At 71.1% G+C, this 24,901-nt stretch carries 19 protein-coding genes and 1 pseudogene; 17 read left to right on the top strand and 3 right to left on the bottom strand.

The features are described from left to right. The first annotated feature begins 97 nt into the window (after positions 1-97). Positions 98-1,687 carry a phosphoglycerate dehydrogenase gene (serA, locus tag ACGRHY_RS07385; protein ID WP_394634588.1) on the top strand — a complete coding sequence of 530 codons (1,590 nt, stop codon included), beginning with the start codon at positions 98-100 and terminating at the stop codon, positions 1,685-1,687. A 157-nt stretch (positions 1,688-1,844) separates the two neighbouring features. Here the strand turns inward: serA and ACGRHY_RS07380 are convergent, their stop codons facing one another. After that, on the bottom strand, positions 1,845-3,032 hold the full coding sequence (locus ACGRHY_RS07380; RefSeq protein WP_394637955.1) for a PucR family transcriptional regulator: 1,188 nt from the start codon (positions 3,030-3,032) through the stop codon (positions 1,845-1,847). A 190-nt stretch (positions 3,033-3,222) separates the two neighbouring features. Between ACGRHY_RS07380 and ACGRHY_RS07375 the strand changes: the two genes are divergently transcribed. Then, complete coding sequence (locus ACGRHY_RS07375) at positions 3,223-4,149, top strand: proline dehydrogenase family protein (RefSeq protein ID WP_394634587.1); 927 nt, start codon at positions 3,223-3,225, stop codon at positions 4,147-4,149. Between the two features lie 70 nt (positions 4,150-4,219). Next, positions 4,220-5,851: an L-glutamate gamma-semialdehyde dehydrogenase gene (gene pruA, locus ACGRHY_RS07370; protein ID WP_394634586.1), complete on the top strand. Its 1,632-nt coding sequence runs from the start codon at positions 4,220-4,222 to the stop codon at positions 5,849-5,851. Between the two features lie 89 nt (positions 5,852-5,940). On the opposite strand, the gene ACGRHY_RS07365 is transcribed toward pruA, so the two are convergent. After that, positions 5,941-6,612 (bottom strand): Uma2 family endonuclease, encoded by a 672-nt coding sequence (locus ACGRHY_RS07365; RefSeq protein ID WP_394634585.1) that lies wholly within the window; start codon positions 6,610-6,612, stop codon positions 5,941-5,943. 410 nt (positions 6,613-7,022) lie between these two features. Between ACGRHY_RS07365 and ACGRHY_RS07360 the strand changes: the two genes are divergently transcribed. From ACGRHY_RS07360 to ACGRHY_RS07335, 6 genes are all read left to right on the top strand, one after another. Then, a complete protein-coding gene (locus ACGRHY_RS07360) occupies positions 7,023-7,157 on the top strand; it encodes a hypothetical protein (protein ID WP_394634584.1) in 135 nt (44 codons plus the stop codon). A 189-nt stretch (positions 7,158-7,346) separates the two neighbouring features. Continuing rightward, on the top strand, positions 7,347-8,384 hold the full coding sequence (locus tag ACGRHY_RS07355; RefSeq protein WP_394634583.1) for a 3-isopropylmalate dehydrogenase: 1,038 nt from the start codon (positions 7,347-7,349) through the stop codon (positions 8,382-8,384). 233 nt (positions 8,385-8,617) lie between these two features. Further along, entirely contained in the window at positions 8,618-9,721 is a 1,104-nt protein-coding gene (locus ACGRHY_RS07350) for a branched-chain amino acid aminotransferase (protein WP_394634582.1), read from the top strand. A gap of 376 nt (positions 9,722-10,097) precedes the next feature. Continuing rightward, positions 10,098-11,741 (top strand): citramalate synthase, encoded by a 1,644-nt coding sequence (cimA, locus tag ACGRHY_RS07345; RefSeq protein ID WP_394634581.1) that lies wholly within the window; start codon positions 10,098-10,100, stop codon positions 11,739-11,741. A 209-nt stretch (positions 11,742-11,950) separates the two neighbouring features. Beyond that, the gene (locus ACGRHY_RS07340; RefSeq protein ID WP_394634580.1) at positions 11,951-13,534 is read left to right on the top strand and encodes an acyl-CoA carboxylase subunit beta; all 1,584 of its coding nucleotides are present in this window, start codon (positions 11,951-11,953) and stop codon (positions 13,532-13,534) included. A gap of 20 nt (positions 13,535-13,554) precedes the next feature. Next, positions 13,555-13,776: an acyl-CoA carboxylase epsilon subunit gene (locus ACGRHY_RS07335; protein WP_394634579.1), complete on the top strand. Its 222-nt coding sequence runs from the start codon at positions 13,555-13,557 to the stop codon at positions 13,774-13,776. A gap of 126 nt (positions 13,777-13,902) precedes the next feature. Here ACGRHY_RS07335 and ACGRHY_RS07330 read toward each other — a convergent pair whose 3' ends face one another. Then, complete coding sequence (locus ACGRHY_RS07330) at positions 13,903-14,091, bottom strand: hypothetical protein (protein ID WP_394634578.1); 189 nt, start codon at positions 14,089-14,091, stop codon at positions 13,903-13,905. A gap of 899 nt (positions 14,092-14,990) precedes the next feature. Between ACGRHY_RS07330 and ACGRHY_RS07325 the strand changes: the two are divergent. The 8 genes and pseudogenes from ACGRHY_RS07325 to ACGRHY_RS07290 all read left to right on the top strand — a co-directional run. Continuing rightward, positions 14,991-16,697, top strand: a pseudogene (locus tag ACGRHY_RS07325) (sensor histidine kinase); the annotation flags it as partial. A 1,407-nt stretch (positions 16,698-18,104) separates the two neighbouring features. Beyond that, complete coding sequence (locus tag ACGRHY_RS07320) at positions 18,105-18,518, top strand: roadblock/LC7 domain-containing protein (protein WP_030980891.1); 414 nt, start codon at positions 18,105-18,107, stop codon at positions 18,516-18,518. A gap of 66 nt (positions 18,519-18,584) precedes the next feature. After that, on the top strand, positions 18,585-18,998 hold the full coding sequence (locus tag ACGRHY_RS07315) for a DUF742 domain-containing protein (RefSeq protein ID WP_101255539.1): 414 nt from the start codon (positions 18,585-18,587) through the stop codon (positions 18,996-18,998). Beyond that, the gene (locus ACGRHY_RS07310; RefSeq protein ID WP_237878593.1) at positions 18,979-19,578 is read left to right on the top strand and encodes a GTP-binding protein; all 600 of its coding nucleotides are present in this window, start codon (positions 18,979-18,981) and stop codon (positions 19,576-19,578) included. The genes ACGRHY_RS07315 and ACGRHY_RS07310 overlap by 20 nt, the downstream gene beginning before the upstream one ends. A 370-nt stretch (positions 19,579-19,948) precedes the next feature. After that, positions 19,949-23,128 carry a sensor histidine kinase gene (locus ACGRHY_RS07305; RefSeq protein ID WP_394634577.1) on the top strand — a complete coding sequence of 1,060 codons (3,180 nt, stop codon included), beginning with the start codon at positions 19,949-19,951 and terminating at the stop codon, positions 23,126-23,128. 10 nt (positions 23,129-23,138) lie between these two features. After that, positions 23,139-23,552 carry a roadblock/LC7 domain-containing protein gene (locus ACGRHY_RS07300; protein WP_030980891.1) on the top strand — a complete coding sequence of 138 codons (414 nt, stop codon included), beginning with the start codon at positions 23,139-23,141 and terminating at the stop codon, positions 23,550-23,552. Between the two features lie 112 nt (positions 23,553-23,664). Further along, positions 23,665-24,264 carry a DUF742 domain-containing protein gene (locus ACGRHY_RS07295; protein ID WP_394634576.1) on the top strand — a complete coding sequence of 200 codons (600 nt, stop codon included), beginning with the start codon at positions 23,665-23,667 and terminating at the stop codon, positions 24,262-24,264. Next, complete coding sequence (locus ACGRHY_RS07290) at positions 24,245-24,823, top strand: GTP-binding protein (RefSeq protein WP_165869416.1); 579 nt, start codon at positions 24,245-24,247, stop codon at positions 24,821-24,823. The genes ACGRHY_RS07295 and ACGRHY_RS07290 overlap by 20 nt, the downstream gene beginning before the upstream one ends. Positions 24,824-24,901 lie beyond the last annotated feature (78 nt).

The raw sequence follows: 24,901 nt of genomic DNA, 5'->3' as shown, positions 1-24,901 counted from the left end.
CACAGCGTCGTGCGTCTCCACGCGGCTGCCCACCTCCACCGCCCTCGGCCGTCGGGACGCGGCCGCCGGCACGGACCAGTGAGGACTGAAGACCGAAGTGAGCAAACCCGTAGTACTCATCGCCGAAGAACTCTCCCCGGCCACGGTCGACGCCCTCGGCCCGGACTTCGAGATCCGGCACTGCAACGGGGCCGACCGAGCCGAGCTCCTGACCGCCATCGCCGACGTCGACGCGATCCTGGTGCGCAGCGCCACCAAGGTCGACGCCGAGGCCATCGCCGCGGCCCGGCGGCTGAAGGTCGTCGCCCGTGCGGGAGTCGGCCTGGACAACGTCGACGTGTCCGCCGCTACCAAGGCCGGCGTGATGGTCGTCAACGCGCCGACCTCCAACATCGTCACCGCGGCCGAACTGGCCTGCGGCCTGCTCGTCGCCACCGCCCGCAACATCCCGCAGGCCAACACCGCCCTGAAGAACGGCGAGTGGAAGCGCAGCAAGTACACCGGCGTGGAGCTGTCGGAGAAGACCCTCGGCGTCGTCGGCCTCGGCCGCATCGGCGTCCTGGTCGCCCAGCGGATGTCCGCCTTCGGCATGAGGGTCGTCGCCTACGACCCCTATGTGCAGCCCGCCCGGGCCGCGCAGATGGGCGTCAAGCTGCTCTCCCTGGACGAGCTGCTGGAGACCGCCGACTTCATCACCGTCCACCTGCCCAAGACCCCTGAGACGCTGGGGCTGATCGGTGACGAGGCGCTCCACAAGGTCAAGCCGGACGTGCGGATCGTCAACGCCGCGCGCGGCGGCATCGTGGACGAGGCGGCGCTGCTGTCGGCCCTGAAGGAGGGCCGGGTCGCGGGCGCGGGCCTGGACGTGTACGCCACCGAGCCGTGCACCGATTCCCCGCTGTTCGCCTTCGACAACGTCGTGTGCACCCCGCACCTGGGTGCCTCCACCGGCGAGGCCCAGGAGAAGGCGGGCATCGCGGTCGCCCGCTCGGTGCGGCTGGCGCTCGCCGGCGAGCTGGTCCCGGACGCGGTCAACGTCCAGGGCGGCGTGATCGCCGAGGACGTGCGGCCCGGGCTGCCGCTGGCCGAGCGGCTGGGGCGGATCTTCACCGCGCTGGCGGGCGAGGTCGCCGTCCGGCTCGATGTCGAGGTCTACGGCGAGATCACCCAGCACGACGTCAAGGTGCTCGAACTCTCCGCGCTCAAGGGCGTCTTCGAGGACGTCGTCGACGAGACGGTCAGCTACGTCAACGCGCCGCTGTTCGCGCAGGAGCGCGGGGTGGAGGTCCGGCTGACCACCAGCTCGGAGTCCCCGGAGCACCGCAACGTGGTGACCGTGCGCGGCACCCTGGCCGACGGCCAGGAGATCTCGGTCTCGGGCACCCTCTCCGGCCCCAAGCACGTCCAGAAGATCGTCGCCGTCGGCGAGTACGACGTCGACCTGGCACTGGCCGAGCACATGGCCTTCCTGCGGTACGCCGACCGTCCCGGAGTGGTCGGCACCGTCGGCCGCGTCCTGGGCGAGGCCGGCATCAACATCGCCGGCATGCAGGTCTCCCGCGCCGAGGAGGGCGGTGAGGCACTGGTCGCCCTCACCGTGGACGGCCCCATCCCGGCCCCGGTGATGGGTGAGATGGCCCAGGAGATCGGTGCCACCTCGGCCCGCAACGTCAACCTGGAGGACTGATCGCAGATCCCTCCTCCGGGTGAACTCCCGGGGGCTGGATCCGGAGATCGCTGCGGCCCCGGCGCGGACATCCGCGCCGGGGCCGCGGCGATCCGCCGCATCGGCCGGCCGCGGCCGGCGTCTCCCGCGGAAGGCGGCCCATCGGCCCATCGGCCTCTCAGCCCCGGAGCAGCCGCGCCGTCTTCAGCGCCATGTGCAGCAGCAGCCGGTCCTCGCCGTCGTCCAGGTCGAGGCCGGTGAGCTGCTCCACCCGCGACAGCCGGTAGTACAGCGTCTGCCGGTGGACACCCAGCAGCGCCGCGGTACGACCCGCCTGGCCCGCACAGTCCAGGAACGCCTCGGCGGTGCGGGCCATCTCCCGGTGGCCGGGCTCCAGCAGCGCACGCACCGACGGGTCCGGCGCACCGGCCGCCGACGAGCCGGACGGGCGGGCGAGCAGGGCCAGCAGCCGGTACGGCCCGATCCGGTCCCACCGCGCCACCGGCCCGAACCTGCTCTCCGCCCGTGCCGCCCGTGCCGCGGCCAGCGCCTGCCGCCAGGCGCCGGGCACCCCGCCCAGGCCCGTGCAGGGCTCGCCGGTCCCCGCCGCCGCCCGGGCGCGCGGCGAGCGAAGCAGCCGTTCGGCGGCGGTGCGGGCCGGATCGAGACCGCCGGGCGTGCGCAGCCGCACCAGCACGGCCAGTCCTCCTGTCCCGGGCACCGCGCACACCGCGACCGCGCCGGGGATACCGGGCGCCGCCGCCGACCCGCCCTCCGCCTCCTCCCACGGCACCACGGCCACCACCGCCAGCGGCCCCGCCGCCACCGGCCCCAGCTCACCGGCCAGTTCCGCCTCCGCGAGGTCCACGGCCGCCCGGTGCCCCGGCGCCGCGGTGAGCAGGGCGCACAGCAGCCCGCCCCGTCGCGCGCCCGCCCGTGACTCGTCGGCCAGCAGCGAGCCGATGCGGCGTGCGACGGCCTGCACGTCCGCCAGCCGGGGGTCGGACAGCTCCAGCGCACCGTCGTCCAGCAGCCAGATGTAGCCCAGCACCACACCGCCGTGTCGCACCGGCACGCAGATCCGGCCCCGCAGCACCCCGGCCGACGGGTCCGGCGGAATCCGTACGGGCTCCACCGCCCGGGTGATGCCGAAACTCTCGAACCACGCCCGCACCCGGGCGGTGGAGCGGCGCCGGAGGATCGAGCGGGTGCGCACCGGGTCCATCAGAAGGGCGCCGTCCTCCCCGTCGTCCTCCCCCTCGTGGGCTCCGAAGGCGATCAGCCCGAAGTCGCGGTTCTCCAGTGTCGCGGGCGTGCCGAGGAGGGCGGTCACCTCGTCGATCAGTACCTGGTAGTCCTCGCGCACCGCTTCGCGCCGCCTTTCGCGCACCGCCGCGGCACTCCCGCGGACACCATCATTGTCATACATATGTCTGAGATCCGGGCCACGGAAGCGTGACAGCTGTCGATGGCGGGAAAGCGGAGCGATCCTTAGTTTCGACGGTGGCTCACCAGCCGCTCGACCACCGTCAGAGAACCACCCGTGGAGGTGCCCCGTGCTGGGTCCCGTGCTCCTCGCGGCCGCGCGCAGCGACAGCATCCGCCGCGTCGTCTCGGCCGCACCGGTCACCCGCCCCGTGGTGGACCGCTTCATCGCCGGAGAGCGCCTCGACCAGGCCATGGAGGCCGTCCGTTCCCTGACCGGCCGGGGCCTGGAGGTCACCCTCGACCATCTGGGCGAGGACGTCACCGACCGCACCGAGGCCCTGCGCGCCCGTGACGCCTACCTGGCCCTGGCCGAGGCGCTGCGGGTGGCCGGCCCGGGGGAGCGGGCCGAGATGTCGGTGAAGCTCTCCGCCTTCGGGCAGGCTCTGCCGGACGGCGACGACATCGCCTACGAGGGCGTCCTGCGGGTCGTGGAGGCCGCCGCGGAGGCGGGCACCACCGTCACCCTGGACATGGAGGATCACACCACGGTCGACTCCACGCTGGCCATCCTGGCGAAGCTGCGCGAACGCTTCCCCGCCACGGGCGCTGTGCTCCAGTCGTACCTGTACCGCACCGAGGACGACTGCCGCGCCCTGGCCGGCGAGGGCTCCCGGGTCCGCCTGGTCAAGGGCGCCTACAAGGAGCCCGCCTCCGTCGCCCTCCAGGACAAGCGCGAGGTGGACCGGGCGTACGTCCGCTGCCTGCGGATCCTGATGGCGGGCGAGGGCTATCCCATGATCGGCTCCCACGACCCGCGGATGGTGGCCATCGCACAGGAGCTGGCCCGCCGCGCCGGCCGCAAGCCGGACGAGTACGAGTTCCAGATGCTGTACGGCATCCGCACCGCCGAGCAGGACCGGCTGGCCGCCGCCGGTCACCGGATGCGCGTGTACGTCCCGTACGGCACCGACTGGTACGGGTACTTCATGCGGCGTCTGGCCGAGCGCCCCGCCAACCTGGCGTTCTTCCTGCGCTCGCTGGCCACCAGAGGCTGAGCGGGCCACGGCCGCGCACGGTCCTCTGACGTACGACGACAGATCCGAACCCTCGAAGGAGGCACGGCTCATGGACGCTGTGACCCAGGTCCCCACGCCGGTGAACGAGCCGGTGCACACCTACGCACCCGGCACGCCGGAGCGCGCCCGTCTCGAAACCAGCCTCAAGGAGCTGGCCGAGAACCCGATCGACCTGACGATGACCATCGGCGGGAAGCGCCGCCTCGGCGGCGGCGAGCGCTTCGACGTCGTACAGCCCCACAACCACAAGGCGGTGCTGGGCACCGCCGCCCACGCCACCCGGCAGGACGCGCAGGAGGCCGTCGACGCGGCGCTGGCCGCCGCCCCGATGTGGCGCTCGCTCTCCTTCGACGACCGCGCCGCGGTCTTCCTGCGGGCGGCCGAACTGCTGGCCGGCCCCTGGCGCGAGAAGATGGCCGCCTCCACCATGCTCGGCCAGTCCAAGACGGCGCAGCAGGCGGAGATCGACACCCCCTGCGAACTGATCGACTTCTGGCGCTTCAACGTCCACTACGCCCGCCAGATCCTCGCCGAGCAGCCGGTCGCCAACTCCCCGGGTGTGTGGAACCGCACGGACCACCGCCCGCTGGAGGGCTTCGTCTACGCGATCACGCCCTTCAACTTCACCGCGATCGCGGGCAACCTCCCCACCGCACCGGCGCTGATGGGCAACACGGTCATCTGGAAGCCGTCCCCGACCCAGACGCACGCCGCCGTGCTGCTGATGCGCCTGCTGGAGGAGGCGGGGCTGCCGGACGGCGTCATCAACCTGCTGACCGGCGACGGCAAGGAGGTCTCGGAGGTGGCGCTGGCCCACCCCGACCTCGCCGGCATCCACTTCACCGGCTCGACGAAGACCTTCCAGTACCTGTGGAAGACGGTCGGGAACAACATCGAGAACTACCGGACCTACCCGCGCCTGGTCGGCGAGACCGGCGGCAAGGACTTCGTCGTCGCCCACCCCTCGGCCGATCCGGCGGTGCTGAGGACCGCGCTGACCCGCGGCGCCTTCGAGTACCAGGGTCAGAAGTGCTCGGCCGCCTCGCGCGCCTATGTCCCGCGCTCCCTGTGGGAGGGCGGCCTCAGGGAGGAGTTCACGGCCGAGGTCGAGGGTCTGACCATGGGCGACGTCACCGACCTGTCGAACTTCATGGGTGCCCTCATCGACGAGCGCGCCTTCGCCAAGAACAAGGCCGCCATCGAGCGCGCGGAGTCCGACCCGTCCTGCGAGATCGTCGCCGGCGGGAGCTGCGACGACAGCGTCGGCTACTTCGTCCGCCCGACCGTCATCACCTGCACCGACCCGGCCGGCGAGGTCTTCCGGCAGGAGTACTTCGGCCCGATCCTGGCCGTCCACGTCTACGAGGACGCGGAGTACGAGGCGGTGCTGGAGCAGATGGAGTCGGTCGCCCCCTACGGTCTGACCGGTTGCGTCATCGCCCAGGACCGCGCCGCCGCCGCGCACGCCTGCGAGAAGCTGCGCTACGCCGCCGGCAACTTCTACATCAACGACAAGCCCACCGGCGCCGTCGTCGGCCAGCAGCCCTTCGGCGGCGGCCGGGCCTCGGGCACCAACGACAAGGCGGGCTCCAAGCAGAACCTGATGCGCTGGACGTCCACCCGCTCCATCAAGGAGAACCTGATCCCGCCGACCGACTACCCCTACCCCCACATGGGCTGACCCCAGCGGCCCGTGAAGCAGCCCACGAGCGGCGCCCCCGCCCGGACGATCCGGGCGGGGGCGCCGCTCGTGCGCGGGGTCGGGCGGGGTCAGGCGCCGCGGCGCGGGCCGGTGATCGCCTCCCCGATCACGAAGCCCCTCGCCGCGCCGTCGGGGATCGCCACCTCCGTCCCGTACGGGACGCGGGTCTCGGCGGCGTAGACGGCCTCGCCGGGGGAGGGGGAGGTCAGCACGGTGACGGTGCCGTGGCCGTCGTGGTCGTCGATCAGGACGTACACCGGCACCCCCGCGCGGGCGTACGCGCGGCGCTTGTGGAGCCGGTCGCGCCCGATCGCGCGGTGCCCGGGGGAGACCACCTCGACGACCATCTCCACACAGGACGCCTTCGGCCCCAACCCGTCCTCGGTGACGTGCTCGGTGTCGTCCTCGGGGGCGACGAACAGGTCGGGGACGCAGGCCGTCATCTCGTGGATGACGTTCATGTCCTGGTAGGCCACGTGGTCGCCGTCGCCGAGGAACCTCTCGAGGGCGCGGCGCAGGCGGTTGACGATCTGACCGTGGCAGTGGCGGCCGGTGGGAGACACTTCGATGGACCCCTCGACGATCTCGGCGTGAAAGCCCTCGGGGAGTTCCAGGGTTTTCCACGCCTGCCACAGCGCCTCGTCCAGGTCGGCACGGGGCGGGGCCTCCGGGCCTCCGTGAGGCCCCGGATCCTCGTCGACCTCGGTGACCTCGGGCGCCCCGTGCGTGAGAGCGGTCATGGCGTAGCACCTCCTCCTTCGGTATGGGCGGGCTCTTCGTCGCGGTACAGCGCGTACGGCGGTACGGGTGTGACGCCAGTGACGCCAGAGCCCATCCGCCCACGCGTGCCGGCAATGGCCCAGCCCTCGCCCGAACGGGTGAAGTGTGCGGCGTCACAGTGACAAAACCGCAGGTCGGAGAAGGCCCCGTCTCAGATAGTAGGAAGACCAACTAATCGGCGGGACATCACAGCTTTCAGCCCTTACTTTGGTAGGAGCCGAACGTCTCGCTCCATCAGCGAATGGCGGATGAGGCGCCGTGCCCGTCGCAGGCGACCCCTGCCGCACCGGACGCCCCCGCCCTTACGGCGCGCTTGGGAATCCCTTTTCCTTCCACCCTCCGGTTCTTCCGTCCCCTCAGGGAGTTCGCCATGGACGCGACCGCACGCCGCCGCCCCCGCCACACCGTCCGCGGCCACCACGACAACGCCGACCGCCGCAACGCTGCCGCCGCCCTCCAGCGGGCGCTGGACCGCCGGGACAACGGCGGCGCCACCGGCCACTGAGACCGGCTCCGCCGTCCACCCCGCCCGTGCCCGCCCGGGCGCGGGCCGGAGCGCACCGGGCCGTACCGCCGTACGGGCCGCCGCACCGGAACCGGGAAGCCCCGGCCGCGGCGCGTACGGCGCTGCAGCGCTCGTCCGCATCGCGGACGGTGCGTGTCATCCCCTGGGACGAGCGGTATGGTCCCTTCCATGTCTCGCAGCATCGACCTCGCAGTGATCCCCGGTGACGGCATCGGCCGGGAAGTCGTGGCCCAGGGCCTGAAGGTCCTGTCCGCCGTCCTCCCGCAGGAGGCGAAGCTGCAGACACGGGAGTACGACCTCGGCGCGAAGCGCTGGCACGCCACGGGGGAGACCCTGCCGGACGCGGAGATGGAGCGGATCAGGAGCCACGACGCCATCCTGCTCGGCGCGATCGGCGACCCCTCGGTCCCATCCGGTGTGCTGGAGCGCGGGCTGCTGCTCAAGCTGCGCTTCGCCTTCGACCACTACGTCAACCTGCGCCCCTCGAAGCTCTTCCCGAACACCGCGACCCCGCTCGCCGGCCGCCCCGACATCGACTTCGTCGTCGTCCGGGAGGGCACCGAGGGCCCGTACACCGGCAACGGCGGTTCCCTGCGCACCGGCACCCCGGCCGAGGTGGCCACCGAGGTCAGCGTGAACACCGCCTACGGTGTGGAGCGTGTGGTGCGGGACGCCTACGAGCGGGCGAAGGCCCGGCCGCGCAGGAAGCTCACGCTGGTCCACAAGAACAACGTCCTGGTGTACGCCGGCCACCTGTGGAAGAACATCTTCGACCGGGTCGGCGAGGAGTACCCCGAGGTCACCACCGACTACCTGCACGTGGACGCCGCGACGATCTTCTTCGTCACCCAGCCCGAGCGCTTCGACGTGATCGTCACCGACAACCTCTTCGGTGACATCCTCACCGACCTCGCCGCCGCCGTCACCGGCGGCATCGGACTGGCCGCCTCCGGGAACATCAACCCCACAGGCGCCTTCCCGTCGATGTTCGAGCCGGTCCACGGCTCCGCGCCCGACATCGCCGGCACCGGCAAGGCCGACCCCACCGCGACGATCCTGTCCGTCGCACTGATGCTGCGGCACCTGGGCCTCGACCCCGAGGCGGCCCGCATCGAGGAGGCGGTCTCGGACGACCTCGCGGAGCGCTCCACCGAGCGCACCACCGACGAGATCGGCGACGCCCTCGCGGCACGAGTAGCCGGCTGACGCCCGGCCATACGCTTCGTCCGGCCGGGCCGCAAGTGCCCGGCCGCTGGGCTACTCGACGGTTGGGTGCGAACATCTACCACCAGGACCGCCCACCCGTGACCCCATGCGGTCTGCTGCCCCCGATAATCGGACATGGGGCCGCTGTACGCAGGGAAGCTCGGACGTCCTAGTACCGAACAGGGCGACGGGAGCGCGGTCCACCACGACACCCAGTGAAGGACGCGCTCACCATGACGACGCCCCGTATCGAATTCGACCTCAAGCCCTCCGCGCAGCTGCTGTCCGCCGCGGAGCGCGAGGCGGTGCTCGCCGACCCCGGTTTCGGCCGGCACTTCACCGACCACATGGTCACCATCCGGTGGACCGAGGGCCGGGGCTGGCACGACGCGCAGCTCCAGCCGTACGCCCCGTTCCAGATGGACCCGGCGAACATGACGCTGCACTACGCCCAGACGATCTTCGAGGGGCTCAAGGCGTACCGCCAGCCCGACGGCTCGGTCGCGGTCTTCCGCCCCGACGCCAACGCCCGGCGCTTCCAGCGCTCCGCGCGCCGGCTGGCGATGCCCGAGCTGCCGGTGGAGGCCTTCGTCGAGGCGTGCGACCTGCTGGTGCAGCAGGACAGCGCGTGGGTGCCCGGTAAGGGCGAGCAGTCGCTGTACCTGCGCCCCTTCATGTTCGCCGCGGAGGTCGGACTCGGCGTCAAGCCCGCGAACGAGTACCTGTTCGTGGTGATCGCCTCGCCCGCGGGCGCCTACTTCCCGCGCGGCGTCAAGCCCGTCTCGGTCTGGCTGTCGCAGGAGTACGTGCGCGCCGCCCCCGGCGGCACGGGCGAGGCCAAGACCGGAGGCAACTACGCGGCCTCCCTCGTCGCCCAGGCCGAGGCCGCCGGGCACGGCTGCGACCAGGTGGTCTGGCTGGACGCCGGTGAGCGCCGCTGGATCGAGGAGATGGGCGGCATGAACCTGTACTTCGTGAAGGGGTCGGGCAAGGACGCCGCCATCGTCACGCCCAGGCTGACCGGCACCCTGCTGCCGGGCATCACCCGCGACTCGCTGCTGACGATCGCCTCCGACCTGGGCTACCGCACCGAGGAGGCCCGCATCTCCGTCGACGACTGGCGCGAGGGCAACGCCGACGGCTCGATCACCGAGGTCTTCGCGTGCGGCACCGCGGCCGTCATCACCCCGGTCGGCACGGTGAAGTCCGCCGCCGGGAACTGGACGGTTGGCGACGGCGAGCCGGGCGAGATCACGATGGAGCTGCGCGAGGCGCTGCTGGCGGTCCAGACCGGCCGTGCGCAGGACACGCACGGCTGGATGCACAAGCTGGCCTGAGCCCGGCCCGGCGGGAGGGCCGCGGGCGTCCCGGCCCTCCCGCCCCGGACGCCCGCCCCCCGCACGTCCCCGTGGACCGTGGCGACCACATCGTGAGACCGTCCGATCCGCGGAGCGGATCCGTGCCAGACTGTGTCCGTGCCTCACCTCGCCATGATTATCGGCAGCAGGCGCGCCGGTCCGCAGTGACCGCCTACGCACACATCCGGTGCGGTGGCGGACACCGTGTCCCAGACCCGCGCGCAGACCTCTCGCACCCGCGAGGGGTCTTTTCGTTTTCCGGCACCACCCGGCCGGAACGAGGGCGTGAGGGATGATGGGGACAAGTAGGGCCAAGCACTCCGGACCTACATCCATCGACAGGAGCCAGACCAGCATGACCGACGCCGCGGCCTCCCGGCAGCCGGGGGACGCGTCCCCCGGCGACGCGTTCCACGTCTTCGACACCACGCTCCGCGACGGGGCACAGCGGGAGGGCATCAACCTCTCCGTCGCGGACAAGCTGACCATCGCCCGCCACCTGGACGACTTCGGTGTCGGCTTCATCGAGGGCGGCTGGCCCGGCGCCAACCCCCGCGACACCGAGTTCTTCCGGCGCGCCCGCGAGGAGATCGACTTCCGCCACGCCCTGCTCGTCGCGTTCGGCGCCACCCGCAGGGCCGGCGTCGCCGCGGCCGACGATCCGCAGGTGCGGGCACTGGTCGACTCGCAGGCGCCGGTGGTCACCATCGTCGCCAAGTCGCACGACCGCCACGTCGAGCTGGCACTGCGCACCACGCTGGAGGAGAACCTGGCGATGGTCCGTGACACGGTGGAGTACCTGCGGGAGCAGGGTCGGCGGGTCTTCGTCGACTGCGAGCACTTCTTCGACGGCTACCAGGCCAACCCCGAGTACGCCGAGCAGGTCGTGCGCACCGCGTACGAGGCCGGTGCCGACGTGGTCGTGCTGTGCGACACCAACGGCGGCATGCTCCCCGCCCAGATCCAGGACGTGGTGCGGACGGTGCACGCCGACACCGGCGCGCGCCTGGGCATCCACGCCCAGGACGACACCGGCTGCGCCGTCGCGAACACCCTGGCCGCCGTGGACGCCGGCGCCACCCATGTGCAGTGCACCGCCAACGGCTACGGTGAGCGCGTGGGCAACGCCAACCTCTTCTCGGTGGTCGCCGCCCTCCAGCTCAAGTACGGCATGCGGGTCCTGTCCGAGGGCGCGCTGCGCGAGATGACGCGGATCTCCCACGCCATCGCCGAGGTCGTCAACCTGACGCCCTCCACCCATCAGCCGTACGTGGGCGTCTCCGCGTTCGCGCACAAGGCCGGACTGCACGCCTCCGCCATCAAGGTGGACCCCGACCTCTACCAGCACATCGACCCCGAGCTGGTCGGCAACCGCCTGCGGATGCTGGTCTCCGACATGGCCGGCCGCGCCTCCATCGAGCTCAAGGGCCAGGAGCTGGGGATCGACCTGAGCGGCGACCGCGAGTTGGTCGGCCGGATCGTGGAGCGCGTCAAGGAGCGCGAACTGCGCGGTTACAGCTACGAGGCCGCCGACGCGTCCTTCGAGCTGCTGCTGCGGGAGGAGCTGCTGCGGGACGGGGCGGAGGGGCGCCCCCGCAGCTTCTTCACCACCGAGTCCTGGCGCGCCATCGTGGAGAACCGCCCCGACGGGTCCCATGCCAACGAGGCGACCGTGAAGCTGTGGGCCAAGGGCGAGCGCATCGTCTCCACCGCCGAGGGGAACGGCCCCGTCAACGCCCTGGACCGGGCCCTGCGGCTGTCGCTGGAGCGGATCTACCCCGAGCTCGCCCAGATGGAGCTGGTGGACTACAAGGTCCGCATCCTGGCGGGCACCCACGGCACGGAGTCCACCACACGGGTGCTGGTGTCCACCGGCGACGGCGCAGACGAGTGGTCCACAGTCGGAGTGGCCGACAACGTCATCGCCGCCTCCTGGCAGGCCCTCGTCGACGCCTACACGTACGGCCTGCTGCGCGCCGGCGTCGAGCCCCAGGGCTGACCGGTCGTCACGACACGCCCACCCAGGCCTGAACACCTCTCCGGCGCGGACTGTGGGAATCCCACAGTCCGCGCCCGGGGAAACTGGGGATCCTCCCTGGTGTAACGGCGTCAGAGGCGCGTTTCTGTCCAGCGTGGCCATGAATCACGGGCTGAGACTGTACGAATCCGACGACGGCGAACAGCGCGGCGGTTTCGTAGGGTCTGAACATGACCGATCTGTCCCAGACGCCGCTCGCGGCGAGTGACGCCCGTGGCCGTGTGGCGGAGTTGCGTGCCATCCGTGAGCAGGTGCGGCGTGGTCCGGGTGAGCGGGCCACGCAGGCCCAGCATGCCAAGGGCAAGCTGACCGCGCGTGAGCGGATCGAGTTGCTGCTGGACGAGGGGTCGTTCCGGGAGGTGGAGCCGTTGCGGCGGCACCGGGCGACCGGGTTCGGGCTGGAGGACCGCAGGCCGTACACCGATGGGGTGATCACGGGCTGGGGGACGGTCGAGGGCCGGACGGTGTTCGTCTACGCGCATGATTTCCGGATCTTCGGCGGGGCGCTGGGCGAGGCTCATGCGGCCAAGATCCATAAGATCATGGACATGGCCATCGCGGCGGGTGCGCCGCTGGTGTCCCTCAATGACGGGGCCGGTGCGCGTATCCAGGAGGGGGTGGTGGCCCTGGCCGGTTACGGGGGGATCTTCCAGCGCAACACCGCCGCGTCCGGGGTGATTCCGCAGATCTCGGTGATGCTGGGTCCGTGTGCGGGCGGGGCGGCCTATTCTCCGGCGCTGACGGACTTCGTGTTCATGGTCCGGGACACCTCGCAGATGTTCATCACCGGTCCCGATGTGGTTCAGGCGGTCACCGGTGCGCAGGTGTCGCAGAACGGGCTGGGCGGGGCGGATGTGCACGCCTCGGCCTCGGGGGTGGCGCATTTCGCCTATGACGACGAGGCCACCTGTCTGGAGGAGGTCCGTTATCTGCTGTCGCTGCTGCCGTCGAACAACCGGGAGAATCCGCCGCGTACCGAGTGCGGTGATCCGGCCGGCCGGCGGGGGGAGGCGCTGTACGACCTGGTGCCGGCGGACGGCAATCGTCCCTATGACATGCGGGCGGTGATCGAGGAGATCGTCGACGACGGGGAGCTGCTGGAGGTTCACGAGCGCTGGGCGACCAATGTCATCTGTGTGCTGGCGCGGCTGGACGGGCAGGTGGTGGGGGTTGTCGCCAATCAGCCCCAGCATCTGGCGGGGGTGCTGGACATCCATGCCTCGGAGAAGGCCGCGCGTTTCGTGCAGATGTGTGACGCGTTCAACATTCCCATCGTCACGCTGCTGGACGTGCCGGGTTTCCTGCCGGGGGTGGATCAGGAGCACGGCGGGATCATCCGGCACGGCGCGAAGCTGCTGTACGCGTACTGCAATGCCACGGTGCCGCGGATCTCGCTGGTGCTGCGGAAGGCGTACGGGGGTGCGTACATCGTGATGGACTCGCAGTCCATCGGTGCGGATCTGACCTATGCCTGGCCGACCAACGAGATCGCGGTGATGGGTGCGGAGGGCGCGGCGGGGGTGATCTTCCGGCGGCGGATCGCGGCCTCCGACGATCCCGAGGCGACCCGGGCGGAGCTGGTCAAGGAGTACCGGTCCGAGCTGATGCATCCCTATTACGCCGCCGAGCGCGGTCTGGTCGACGACGTCATCGATCCCGCCGACACCCGGGGCGTCCTCATCGCCGCCCTGGCCATGCTCCGCACCAAACACGCCGACCTGCCCGCCCGCAAACACGGCAACCCACCCCAGTGACACCTGTGAGGAGCAGCCCCGTGAACGTTTCCGCCACTGCCACTGCCGTCGCCGACGTGGTCCGTGTGGAGAAGGGCCACGCCAGCGAGGAGGAACTCGCCGCGGTCACTGCCCTGCTCCTGGCCCGCGCCGCCGCCCACCGGGCCGGACCTGCCACCTCCCGCCCGCGCCGCAGCACCGCACCCTGGCGCCGCCTGGAGCGCACCTCCGGTTTCCGCGCCCCCCACAGCTGGCAGGGCTGACCGGAGACCGGGACAGGGCCCGGCCGCAGAGGCCGTTCGAACCGGCCCCCGCGCGAACCCGCATGGACCGGCCCCCGTACACCTCGGGTGTACGGGGGCCGGTCCATGCGGGTTCGCGCGGGGCGGTCAGCCGGCGGGGGCGTCCATCAGGACGGTCCGGCGCGGGTTGGCGGTCTGGGCCGGAAGGTTCCCGGCGCCCTCCCCGCTCTCCGCGTGCTCGGCCTGGACGACCGTCAGCTCGTCGGCGTCCTTGAGGTGGGCCAGGGTGGTGCGCTGCGGGTTGGCAACGCTGCGCGTGATCATCGTCGTCTTCACCGAGTCTGCCTCGTTCGCCTTCTTGTCGTTTACATGTCTTGTGCAAAGCTGAGCGTAAGGGGCCCGCTCCCCTCCGCGAATGACTCGTATAACGATGCGCCTGTGATTTTACTCACGAAACGACGGGCAAAAGACGCATAACGGACCGACTGGATCGGCCACCCAAATGGACATAAGCCCTCCAAGGTGAATGAAACGCCCTCTGGTGTCGCTACCGGGGCAGTGGGCACTGTAGTGGCTCACGTGTGGCGCCAGCTGCCAGAAGTCCGTGATGCGCCGTATGCGGCTACACCCTCCGCCACAGGGCGTCTGCGTAGCGTCACGCATGTCACAGCCTTATCCACGGACCTTGTTGGAGGTCCGGCACTGTGCTGGAATTCCACGGACCGCCGCAGGAGACGACCCGGCGCGCAAGGGGGCGCAGAGGAGCGCCGCGCGGCGGAGACTTGGGGGCGCGCCGGTCACTCACGACCGTCAGGGGGGTCCTTCGGACCTTCCCGACTCGATACCGTTCCGCCGTTCGCGGGGGGACGCCTGGTCCAGAGGTTGCGACGCTAGTGCAGGGACGTTTCAAGAGGGATGGCAGCGCTGTGGGGGACCCGGAGCTGCGCGGTGCGACCGACCGCGGCTCCTCACCACAGCGCGCCCAGGAGAGCGGTGGCCGGGAGCAGGCCCTCGACGCCGACAAGGGCAAGCGCGCGAAGGCGCGACCGGACGGCGAGGCCGAGGGCGCCCCGAAGCCCAAGGAGCCCAGTGCCACGGGCTCCCGTCTTGCCCTGCGCAACTGGCGCATCAGCACCCGTCTGGTCTCGCTGCTGGCCCTTCCGGTCGTCACGGCCACCTCGCTGGGCGCGCTGAGTATCAACAACTCGCTCGCCGAGGTCGACCAGCTCGACAACATGAAGCTCCTCACGGAGATGACCGAGCGCGCCACCGAGCTGGCGACGGCGCTCCAGGAGGAGCGGGACCGCTCGGCCGGCCCTCTGACCGGCACCGGCAACCCCAAGGACGACGCGGTCGTCGGTCCCCGCGAGGAGACCGACCAGGTCAAGGCCGCGTTCTTCGACGCCACCCCCGTGCTCGACGAGGCCGACGCCGGGCTCCTCTCCGGTGTCCGCGCCACGATCACGGACATCACCCGGCAGCTGAACCGGCTCAAGAGCATCCGGGAGCGGGCGTACGACAACCCGGACAACATCTCGCAGACGGTCAACGACTACAACCAGCTGATCCAGTCGTTGCTGAGCCTGTCCCAGGACATGGCGCAGGCCACCAGCAACCCGGAGATGATCCAGAGCACCCGTGCGCTGGCCGCGTTCTCCTCCGCCAAGGAGTACGCCTCCATGCAGCGGGCGATCATCAGCGCCGGCCTGGCCCGCGAGGACGGCCCCAAGCTGTCGGACAACGACCACCTGTACATCAGGACGGCCTGGGAGAGCGAGAGCGCGGCCCGTAAGCGCTTCGACGACATCTACGGCAACAACAAGGCGGCCGAGCTCACCAAGCCGCTCGACGAGGGCATCGTCAACATCACCTCGGCCGACCAGTACGCCGAACGCGTGGTGAAGGACCCCAACGGCATCTCACGCGAGAACCGTTCCTACCTGGACTGGTTCGACCAGGACCAGGTCAAGATCGAGCAGATGCGGAAGATCGAGGCATCGCTGCTCACGCAGATGGACGAGCAGGCCCGTACGCTGCGGGCCGAGGCCCAGCAGTCGGCCCTCTTCAACGGCATCCTGGTGCTGCTCGTGCTCGGCATCTCGCTGGTCGGCGCGTTCGTCGTGGCCCGCTCCATGATCCGCTCGCTGCGCCGACTGCAGGACACCGCGCAGGACGTGGCCCACCGCCGTCTGCCCGAGCTGGTCAAGCAGCTCTCCGAGGCCGACCCGCAGGACGTCGACACCTCCGTGGAGTCCGTCGGCGTCCACAGCCGTGACGAGATCGGCCGGGTGGCCGCGGCGTTCGACGACGTGCACAGCGAGGCCGTCCGGCTCGCCGCCGAGCAGGCGCTGCTGCGGGGGAACGTCAACGCGATGTTCACCAACCTCTCGCGCCGCAGTCAGGGCCTGATCCAGCGCCAGCTCTCGCTCATCTCCGAACTGGAGTCCCGCGAGGCCGACCCGGACCAGCTCTCCTCCCTGTTCAAGCTGGACCACCTGGCGACCCGTATGCGCCGCAACGGCGAGAACCTGCTGGTCCTCGCGGGCGAGGAGCCCGGCCGCCGCTGGACCCGCCCGGTGCCGCTGGTGGACGTGCTGCGCGCCGCCGCGTCCGAGGTGGAGCAGTACGAGCGCATCGAGCTGAGTGCCGTTCCCACCACCGAGGTCGCGGGCCGGGTCGTCAACGACCTGGTGCACCTGCTGGCCGAGCTGCTGGAGAACGCCACCTCCTTCTCCTCGCCGCAGACCAAGGTCAAGGTCACCGGCCACGCCCTGCCCGACGGCCGGGTGCTGGTCGAGATCCACGACACCGGCATCGGACTGTCGCCCGAGGACCTCGCGGCGATCAACGAGCGGCTCGCCAACCCTCCGACGGTCGACGTCTCGGTCTCCCGCCGCATGGGCCTGTTCGTGGTCGGCCGCCTGTCCCTGCGGCACGGCATCCGCATCCAGCTGCGTCCCTCCGACTCCGGTGGCACGACCGCGCTGGTCATGCTCCCGGTCGACGTCACCCAGCGCGGCGGCCAGCAGAAGAAGCCCTCCGGCGGCGGCGGCCAGGGAGCCGGTCCGTCCGCCACGCTGCGGCGCGAGCCGCAGGGCGGCGGTGCGCCGGCCGGTACCAGCCGGCTCGGTGCGCTGCCCACCCGCAACCAGGTCCAGGGCGGCTCCTCCTCGCGCGCCGCGCTCCCCGGCGGCCCTGCGGGCGGGGGCTTCGGCGCCCCCGGCCGTCCCGGCCCCGGGCAGCCCGTCCGTTCCGGAGAGGGTGTCCCGGCGGGCGCCGCGGGCGCCTTCGGTCCCGGCGCGCGCCCCGAGCCCCGTACCGATCAGCAGCCGCCGCAGCGACGCGACGGTGCCTCCGCGGGCGAACTGCCCGCCGGACCGGGTGAGCGGCGCCCCAGCTGGGCCGACGGCCGCGGCGACCGGACGTCCGGCCGGTACGGGGCTCCCGACGCGCCGCGCGGCCACGAAGAGGCGGAGAGCACCTCGGAGTTCGCCCGTCCGGGCGGCCCCGGCGCGTATCCGCAGCAGCCCGCCGGGCTCGGCGAGACCGCCCAGCTTCCGCGTGTGGAACCGCAGGTCGGCCAGCGCGGTCCCCAGGACACCGGTCAGTACCCCCGGCCCCAGGGCCCGCAGGACACAGGCGAGTACGCCCTTCCGGGCGGTCCCCAGGACACCGGTCGGTACCCGGTCCCCCAGGCGCCTCAGGCCCCCCGGGGCCCGCAGGACACCGGCCAGTACGCCGCCCCCCGGCAGGGCGCCTCCACCGACCGCGAGTCCTCCGCCTACGAACTGCCCGGCAGCAGCCCGGCCGCGACGGGCTCGGACGAGCGCACACCGATCTTCGAGTCGATGGAGTCGAGCTGGTTCAGCGCCCGGCAGGCCGCCCAGCAGGCTCCCGCGACCGCGTCGTCGGGCGAGTCCCCGCCGGCGGGGGCGCCCGGCCCGGTGTCCCCCCAGCGGCCTCAGCGGCCCGAGCGGCCCGCCCAGCCGGCGCCCCAGCGGCAGCCCTCCGGCGGGTTCGGCGGCGCCGACGCCGGGCCCGGTTGGCAGGAGACCCCGAACGACGAGCGCTGGCGCCGGGCCGAACAGCTCCGCCAGCCCGCGGCCGGCGGGGTCACCACCTCCGGTCTGCCCCGCCGCGTGCCGCGCGCCAACCTCGTGGCGGGCACCGCGCAGCAGCGGCCGGCCGCACCGGCCGGCCCGCAGGTCTCGCGTGCGCCCGATGACGTACGCGGCAGGCTGACCAATCTCCGCCGGGGCATCCAGCAGGGCCGGCAGGCCGGAAGCGGCCAGGCCGGCGGCAGCCGCGGCACAGGCCCCACCTACCAGCAGGAGCGTTAGTTGAGTCCGATGAGCCAGGCGGCGCAGAACCTGAACTGGTTGATCACCAACTTCGTGGACAACACCCCGGGGGTGTCGCACACGGTGGTGGTCTCCGCCGACGGCCTCCTTCTGGCCATGTCCGAGGGGTTTCCGCGGGACCGTGCCGATCAGTTGGCGGCGGTCGCGTCGGGGCTGACCTCGCTGACCGCTGGTGCGTCGCGCATCTTCGAGGGGGGTGCGGTGAATCAGACGGTGGTGGAGATGGAGCGTGGGTTCCTGTTCATCATGTCGATCTCCGACGGTTCCTCGCTGGCGGTGCTGGCGCATCCGGACGCGGACATCGGTCTGGTCGGGTACGAGATGGCCCTGCTGGTGGACCGTGCGGGTACGGTGCTGACCCCGGACCTCCGCGCCGAACTGCAGGGAAGTCTGCTCAACTAGTCCACGCTCCCCCCACACGAGCACTACAGTCCGCATCGTCGACCACATGCCTCGCTCGGAGGAGCCATGACCCCGCCGCCCGCCTCACCCGGTCCGTACGGTGGCCTGAACGACCACGCGCCGTACGGCGGTGAGGGCGACCAGCCGCTGGTGCGGCCGTACGCCATGACCGGGGGCCGTACCCGGCCGCGTTACCAGCTCGCCATCGAGGCGCTGGTGAGCACCACAGCAGACCCGGCGCAGCTCATGGGTCTGCTCCCGGAGCACCAGCGGATCTGCCACCTGTGCCAGGAGGTCAAGTCGGTGGCGGAGATCTCGGCGCTGCTCGCCATTCCCCTGGGCGTGGCCCGGATCCTCGTCGCCGACCTGGCCGAGGCCGGGATGGTGGCGATCCACCAGCCGGGCAGCAGCAGCGAGCCCGGCGGCGCACCGGATGTGACACTGCTCGAAAGGGTGCTCAGTGGACTTCGCAAGCTCTAGCCCGCAGGCCGCCTACGGGGCCTCCTCGCAGCGTGCCACCACCTCCGCGAAGATCGTGGTGGCGGGCGGGTTCGGCGTGGGCAAGACGACCTTCGTGGGCGCCGTGTCGGAGATCAACCCGCTGCGTACCGAAGCCGTGATGACCGCCGCGTCCGCCGGGATCGACGACCTGACGCACACCGGTGGCAAGACCACCACCACGGTGGCGATGGACTTCGGCCGTATCACGCTGGACCAGGACCTGATCCTGTATCTGTTCGGTACGCCGGGCCAGGACCGGTTCTGGTTCATGTGGGACGACCTGGTGCGCGGCGCGATCGGCGCGGTGGTGCTGGTGGACACCCGCCGGCTGGCGGACTGCTTCCCGGCGGTGGACTACTTCGAGAACTCGGGTCTGCCGTTCGTGATCGCGCTGAACGGGTTCGACGGGCATCAGCCGTACACGCCGGACGAGGTGCGTGAGGCGCTGCAGATCGGTCCGGACGCGCCGATCATCACCACCGACGCGCGGCACCGGGCGGAGGCGAAGAGCGCGCTGATCACGCTGGTCGAGCACGCCCTCCTGGCACGTCTGCGCTGAGCCGGGCACCGGCTTGCGCACGGTGGCCGCACGGATCGCCCAAGTCGCCGATGACGACAGCGGGTTACGGATCAGTAGCCGGGACGGACCGGGCCTCGCGCCCGGTCCGTCCCGGTCTTCATAACATTTCGACAGAGAATTGCGGGGTGGATGCCACTCGCCGCGAGCGCCCCGTTTCCCAGCGCGTACAAAATTTCAGCCTTTCGTCAATCTGTGGACTATATGCCCTTTTCCTCCCGGCGTCCACGTGTGATTCGCCACTGGTCCAGGTGTTTGGAAAGCTTCCGCCTACCGTGCTGAAATTCGCTGAACTCAGCAGTAGTTACGGTTTCATCGAAGACGATGGGCTGAAGCCGAGAGGTTTGGTCGAGTGAGGCGAAGCAATCCGAGCTCCCCGCCCGGGGAGCCGCGTGGCAACTTCACGCCGCCGCAGCGCGCCGTGGAGGCGCACTCCGACCTGCCCGGGAACGGCGGGGAGACGGGCGGCGGCCGGTTCGCGGTACGCAACTGGCGCGTGGCCACCAGACTGAACGCCATCCTCCTCATCCCCGTGCTCGTCGCCCTGGTCTTCGGCGGCTTCCGGGTGCAGAACTCCCTGGACACGCTGAACGAGGCGGAGGACGCCAACCGCACCGCGGAACTGGTCCGCGCCGCCGCCGCGTACGGCCACGCCCTGATCGACGAGCGCGACCGCACCGCCGCGCCACTGCTGCAGGGCAAGGCGGACGACCCGGTGATCGAGGAGGTGCGCGGGGTCACCGACGCCGCGCGCGAGGAGTTCCACCGCCGTGTCGACCAGATGCCCGACCAGCAGAACCTCAAGCGCCGCCTCGCCGCCTTCAAGCAGGTCGAGCCGGAACTGGAGGAGCTGCGCCAGGACGCCTACACCGACCGGCTGAAGGGTGTGGAGACCGAGGAGGGCTACGTCCGGGTCCAGCACCCGCTGATGGAGTTCGCCAACGAACTGGGCCTGGGCACCGGCAACATCACTTCCTACGGCCGAACCGTCTACGCCGTCTCCCTCTCCAAGGCCGCCGAGTCCCTGCAGCGCTCGATCGGCACCCACCTGCTGATCAAGCCGGGTCCGGGCGAGGCGGACAAGCAGCGCCGGATCACCGCCTTCAGCTCCTACGCGTACCTGGAGAACATCGCCGTCGAGGAGTACCGCGGCGGCGCCTCCCCGGAGGACTGGGAGCTGCTGCAGGAGGAGATGGCCAAGGCGAACGAGGACGCCCGGGAGCGGCTCACCGAGGCCGGCGAGGAGGCGGAGGCCGCCGGACGGGAGTTCGCCACCCCGCCCGCGACCGACAAGATGATCCAGGCCATCGCCTCCGGGACCTCCCCCCAGAAGCTGCGGGCCGGTGGCGTCACCGCCGAGAACTGGTACACCGCGGCCACCGCCAAGTTCAACGCCTACCGCGAGGTGGAGAAGGACCTCACCGACCGGGCGGTGAACGAGACGGCCAGGATCGCCTCGGACGCCAAGCGGGACGCCGTCGTCAACTCCGTCATCGTGCTCGCCGCCCTGGTGATCGCCTTCGTGATCGCCGGGATGATGGCCCGCTCGATGAGCAGCAACATGCGCCGGCTGCGCACCGCCGCCTTCGACGTCGCCCAGCAGCGGCTGCCGATGCTGGTGGACCAGCTCTCCCGCACCGACCCTGGCAAGGTCGACACCCGTGTCCAGCCCATCCCGATCAACAGCCGCGACGAGATCGGCGAGGTCGCCCGCGCCTTCGACCAGGTCCACCGCGAGGCCGTCCGGCTCGCCGCCGAGCAGGCGCTGCTGCGGGGGAACGTCAACGCCATCTTCACCAACCTCTCGCGCCGCAACCAGGGTCTCATCGAGGGCCAGCTCGCCCTCATCACGGACCTGGAGAACAACGAGGCCGACCCGGACCAGTTGGAGAACCTCTTCAAGCTGGACCACCTGGCGACCCGTATGCGCCGCAACGGCGAGAACCTGCTGGTCCTCGCGGGTGAGGAGCCCGGCCGCCGCTGGACCCAGCCGGTGCCGCTGGTGGACGTGCTGCGCGCCGCCTCCTCCGAGGTGGAGGACTACGAGCGCATCGAGCTGTCCGGAGTCCCCGAGAGCGAGATCCACGGCGCCGTCGTCACCGACCTGGTGCACCTGCTGGCCGAGCTGCTGGAGAACGCCACCGCGTTCTCCTCGCCGCAGACCAAGGTCAAGGTCACCGCGACCAGGCTGCCCGACGGCCGGGTGATGATCGAGATCCACGACAAGGGCATCGGCCTGACCCCCGAGGACTTCGCCGACATCAACCACAGGCTGGCCAACCCGCCGACGGTGGACGTGGCCATCTCCCAGCGCATGGGCCTGTTCGTGGTCGGCCGCCTGGCCAGCCGGCACGGCATCCGCGTCCAGCTGCGCCCCTCCGGCGAGCAGGCGGGCACCACCTCGCTGGTCATGCTCCCGGAGGAGATCACGCACGGCGGCGGCGGCCAGGAGGAGGTCGAGGAGGACTTCACCGTCTCCCGGATCGTCCCGGAGCAGCCGAGCGCGGCCCAGCCCGCGCACCAGAACCGGCAGTTGTCCGCCGCGGACCTGGGCTTCGACGACTCCCGCTACGGTTCCCAGGCGGGTGAGCAGGAGGAATCCCCCCAGCCCGACCCGCTCGGGCGCTCGCTGATGCGCGAGGAGCGGCGTGCGGCGCTGGAGTCCCGGCAGCCCCGGTACCAGCAGCAGGACGGCGAGTACGGCGGCTACGGGGACGGGCACGGCGCCCAGGAGCACTACGCCTCCCAGCAGGCCTCCTACGACCCCGAGCAGACCGGCCAGTACGGCTCGCAGGCCGGATTCCCGGACGGCGCCCCCTACGGGCAGGAGACGGGATACGGCCAGGGGTACCAGGACGGTTACCGGCAGCAGCCCCAGCAGCCCCAGCAGCAGGGCGGCGGGTACGACGGCGGTTACGACCAGGACTACCGGGGCGAGTACCGGCCGGACTACGGGACCGGGTACGGCGAGGACGGTTACGACGCCGGGCGGGAGCCCGTCCGGAATACGGAAGCGGAATCCTTCCCCAGCGCTCCCGAAGACGGCCTGGACCGCGTAGGCTTCGATCGACCGGGTCAGACTTCGGACGCTTCCACCACTGTGACCGGCGCAGGACTTCCGCGCCGGGAGCCGCGGAGGCAGCAGCCCGGGGAGGGCTCGGCCCCGCGGTACCAGCCGCAAGCGGAATCCCCGGAGGTGCCCCGGCAGGCGGATCGTTCCGACGATTCCGGCTGGCGCACGGCGAACGACGAGCGCTGGCAGCGGGCGGAGGGGCTCCGCGACCCCAAGGCCGGCGGGGTCACCCCCTCCGGTCTGCCCCGCCGCGTACCCAAGGCCAACCTGGTCGAGGGTGCCGCGGAGCAGACACCCCAGGACGGGACCCAGGTCTCCCGCGATCCGGAGGACGTCCGAGGCAGGTTGAGCAACCTGCACCGCGGCGTCCGGCGGGGACGCACGGCGGGCGGCTCTGACAACACCCAGAATGACCGGCCGGGCTTCGGCCCCGGCAGCACCTACGATCAGGAGCGTTAGTGTGAGCCCGATGAGCCAGGCGGCGCAGAACCTGAACTGGTTGATCACCAACTTCGTGGACAACACCCCGGGGGTGTCGCACACGGTGGTGGTCTCCGCCGACGGCCTCCTTCTGGCCATGTCCGAGGGGTTTCCGCGGGACCGTGCCGATCAGTTGGCGGCGGTCGCGTCGGGGCTGACCTCGCTGACCGCTGGTGCGTCGCGCATCTTCGAGGGGGGTGCGGTGAATCAGACGGTGGTGGAGATGGAGCGTGGGTTCCTGTTCATCATGTCGATCTCCGACGGTTCCTCGCTGGCGGTGCTGGCGCATCCGGACGCGGACATCGGTCTGGTCGGGTACGAGATGGCCCTGCTGGTGGACCGTGCGGGTACGGTGCTGACCCCGGACCTCCGCGCCGAACTGCAGGGAAGTCTGCTCAACTAGCAATACAGGCCGTGCGTATCGCGTCTCCGCGCCATAAGGTGCGGGGACGCGGTGGGCTAGCGGCACACGGAAGACGGCGGCCCGAGTGACGTCAGGCAGTGGAGGAGGAGACGTGGCAACGCCCCCAGGCGGTCCCTACGGCGGTGAGCACCAGTCTCAGCCGCAGCACGACCCGTCCATGAAGCGCTACAACTTCCCCTCCGCCCCGAGCGAACAGCGGTGGCAGGAGCCCCACTCCCAGCCCGGGCCGCAGCAGTACCCCCAGTACCAGCAGCCTCAGCAGCCCTACGCTCAGCGGCCTCCCCACCAAGGGCAGGCCGAGGAGTCCGCGCGGCCCCGCCGCTCCCGGCCGGAGGCCGACAGCGGCGGATCGTCGCCGCTGGTGCGGCCGTACGCCATGACCGGGGGCCGTACCCGGCCGCGCTACCAGCTCGCCATCGAGGCGCTGGTGCACACCACCGCGCAGCCCGCACGCCTCCAGGGCCAGCTCCCGGAGCACCAGCGGATCTGCCATCTGTGTTACGAGATCAAATCGGTTGCCGAGATCTCCGCACTTCTCTCCATTCCCCTGGGCGTGGCCCGTATCCTCGTGGCCGACCTGGCCGAGGCCGGCCTCGTCGCCATTCACCAGCCGGGCAGCAGCAGCGAGCCCGGCGGCCAGCCAGATGTGACACTGCTCGAAAGGGTGCTCAGTGGACTTCGCAAGCTCTAGCGGTGCAACCCGCTCCACCACCTCCGCGAAGATCGTGGTGGCGGGCGGGTTCGGCGTGGGCAAGACGACCTTCGTGGGCGCCGTGTCGGAGATCAACCCGCTGCGTACCGAAGCCGTGATGACCGCCGCGTCCGCCGGGATCGACGACCTGACGCACACCGCCGACAAGACCACCACCACGGTGGCGATGGACTTCGGCCGTATCACGCTGGACCAGGACCTGATCCTGTATCTGTTCGGTACGCCGGGCCAGGACCGGTTCTGGTTCATGTGGGACGACCTGGTGCGCGGCGCGATCGGCGCGGTGGTGCTGGTGGACACCCGCCGGCTGGCGGACTGCTTCCCGGCGGTGGACTACTTCGAGAACTCGGGTCTGCCGTTCGTGATCGCGCTGAACGGGTTCGACGGGCATCAGCCGTACACGCCGGACGAGGTGCGTGAGGCGCTGCAGATCGGTCCGGACGCGCCGATCATCACCACCGACGCGCGGCACCGGGCGGAGGCGAAGAGCGCGCTGATCACGCTGGTCGAGCACGCCCTCATGGCACGTCTGCGCTGAGTGAGCGGAGGCGGTCTCCGCCCCGCTTCCACTGCTACCCGCAGGCCACACCTCCACACATGCGCACGGCAGGGCCCC

Source organism: Streptomyces shinuiensis (assembly GCF_043660855.1).
Lineage (GTDB): Bacteria > Actinomycetota > Actinomycetes > Streptomycetales > Streptomycetaceae > Streptomyces.
The sequence above is the reverse complement of the archived record's forward strand: the minus strand, read 5'-3'. Positions and strand labels throughout refer to the sequence as shown.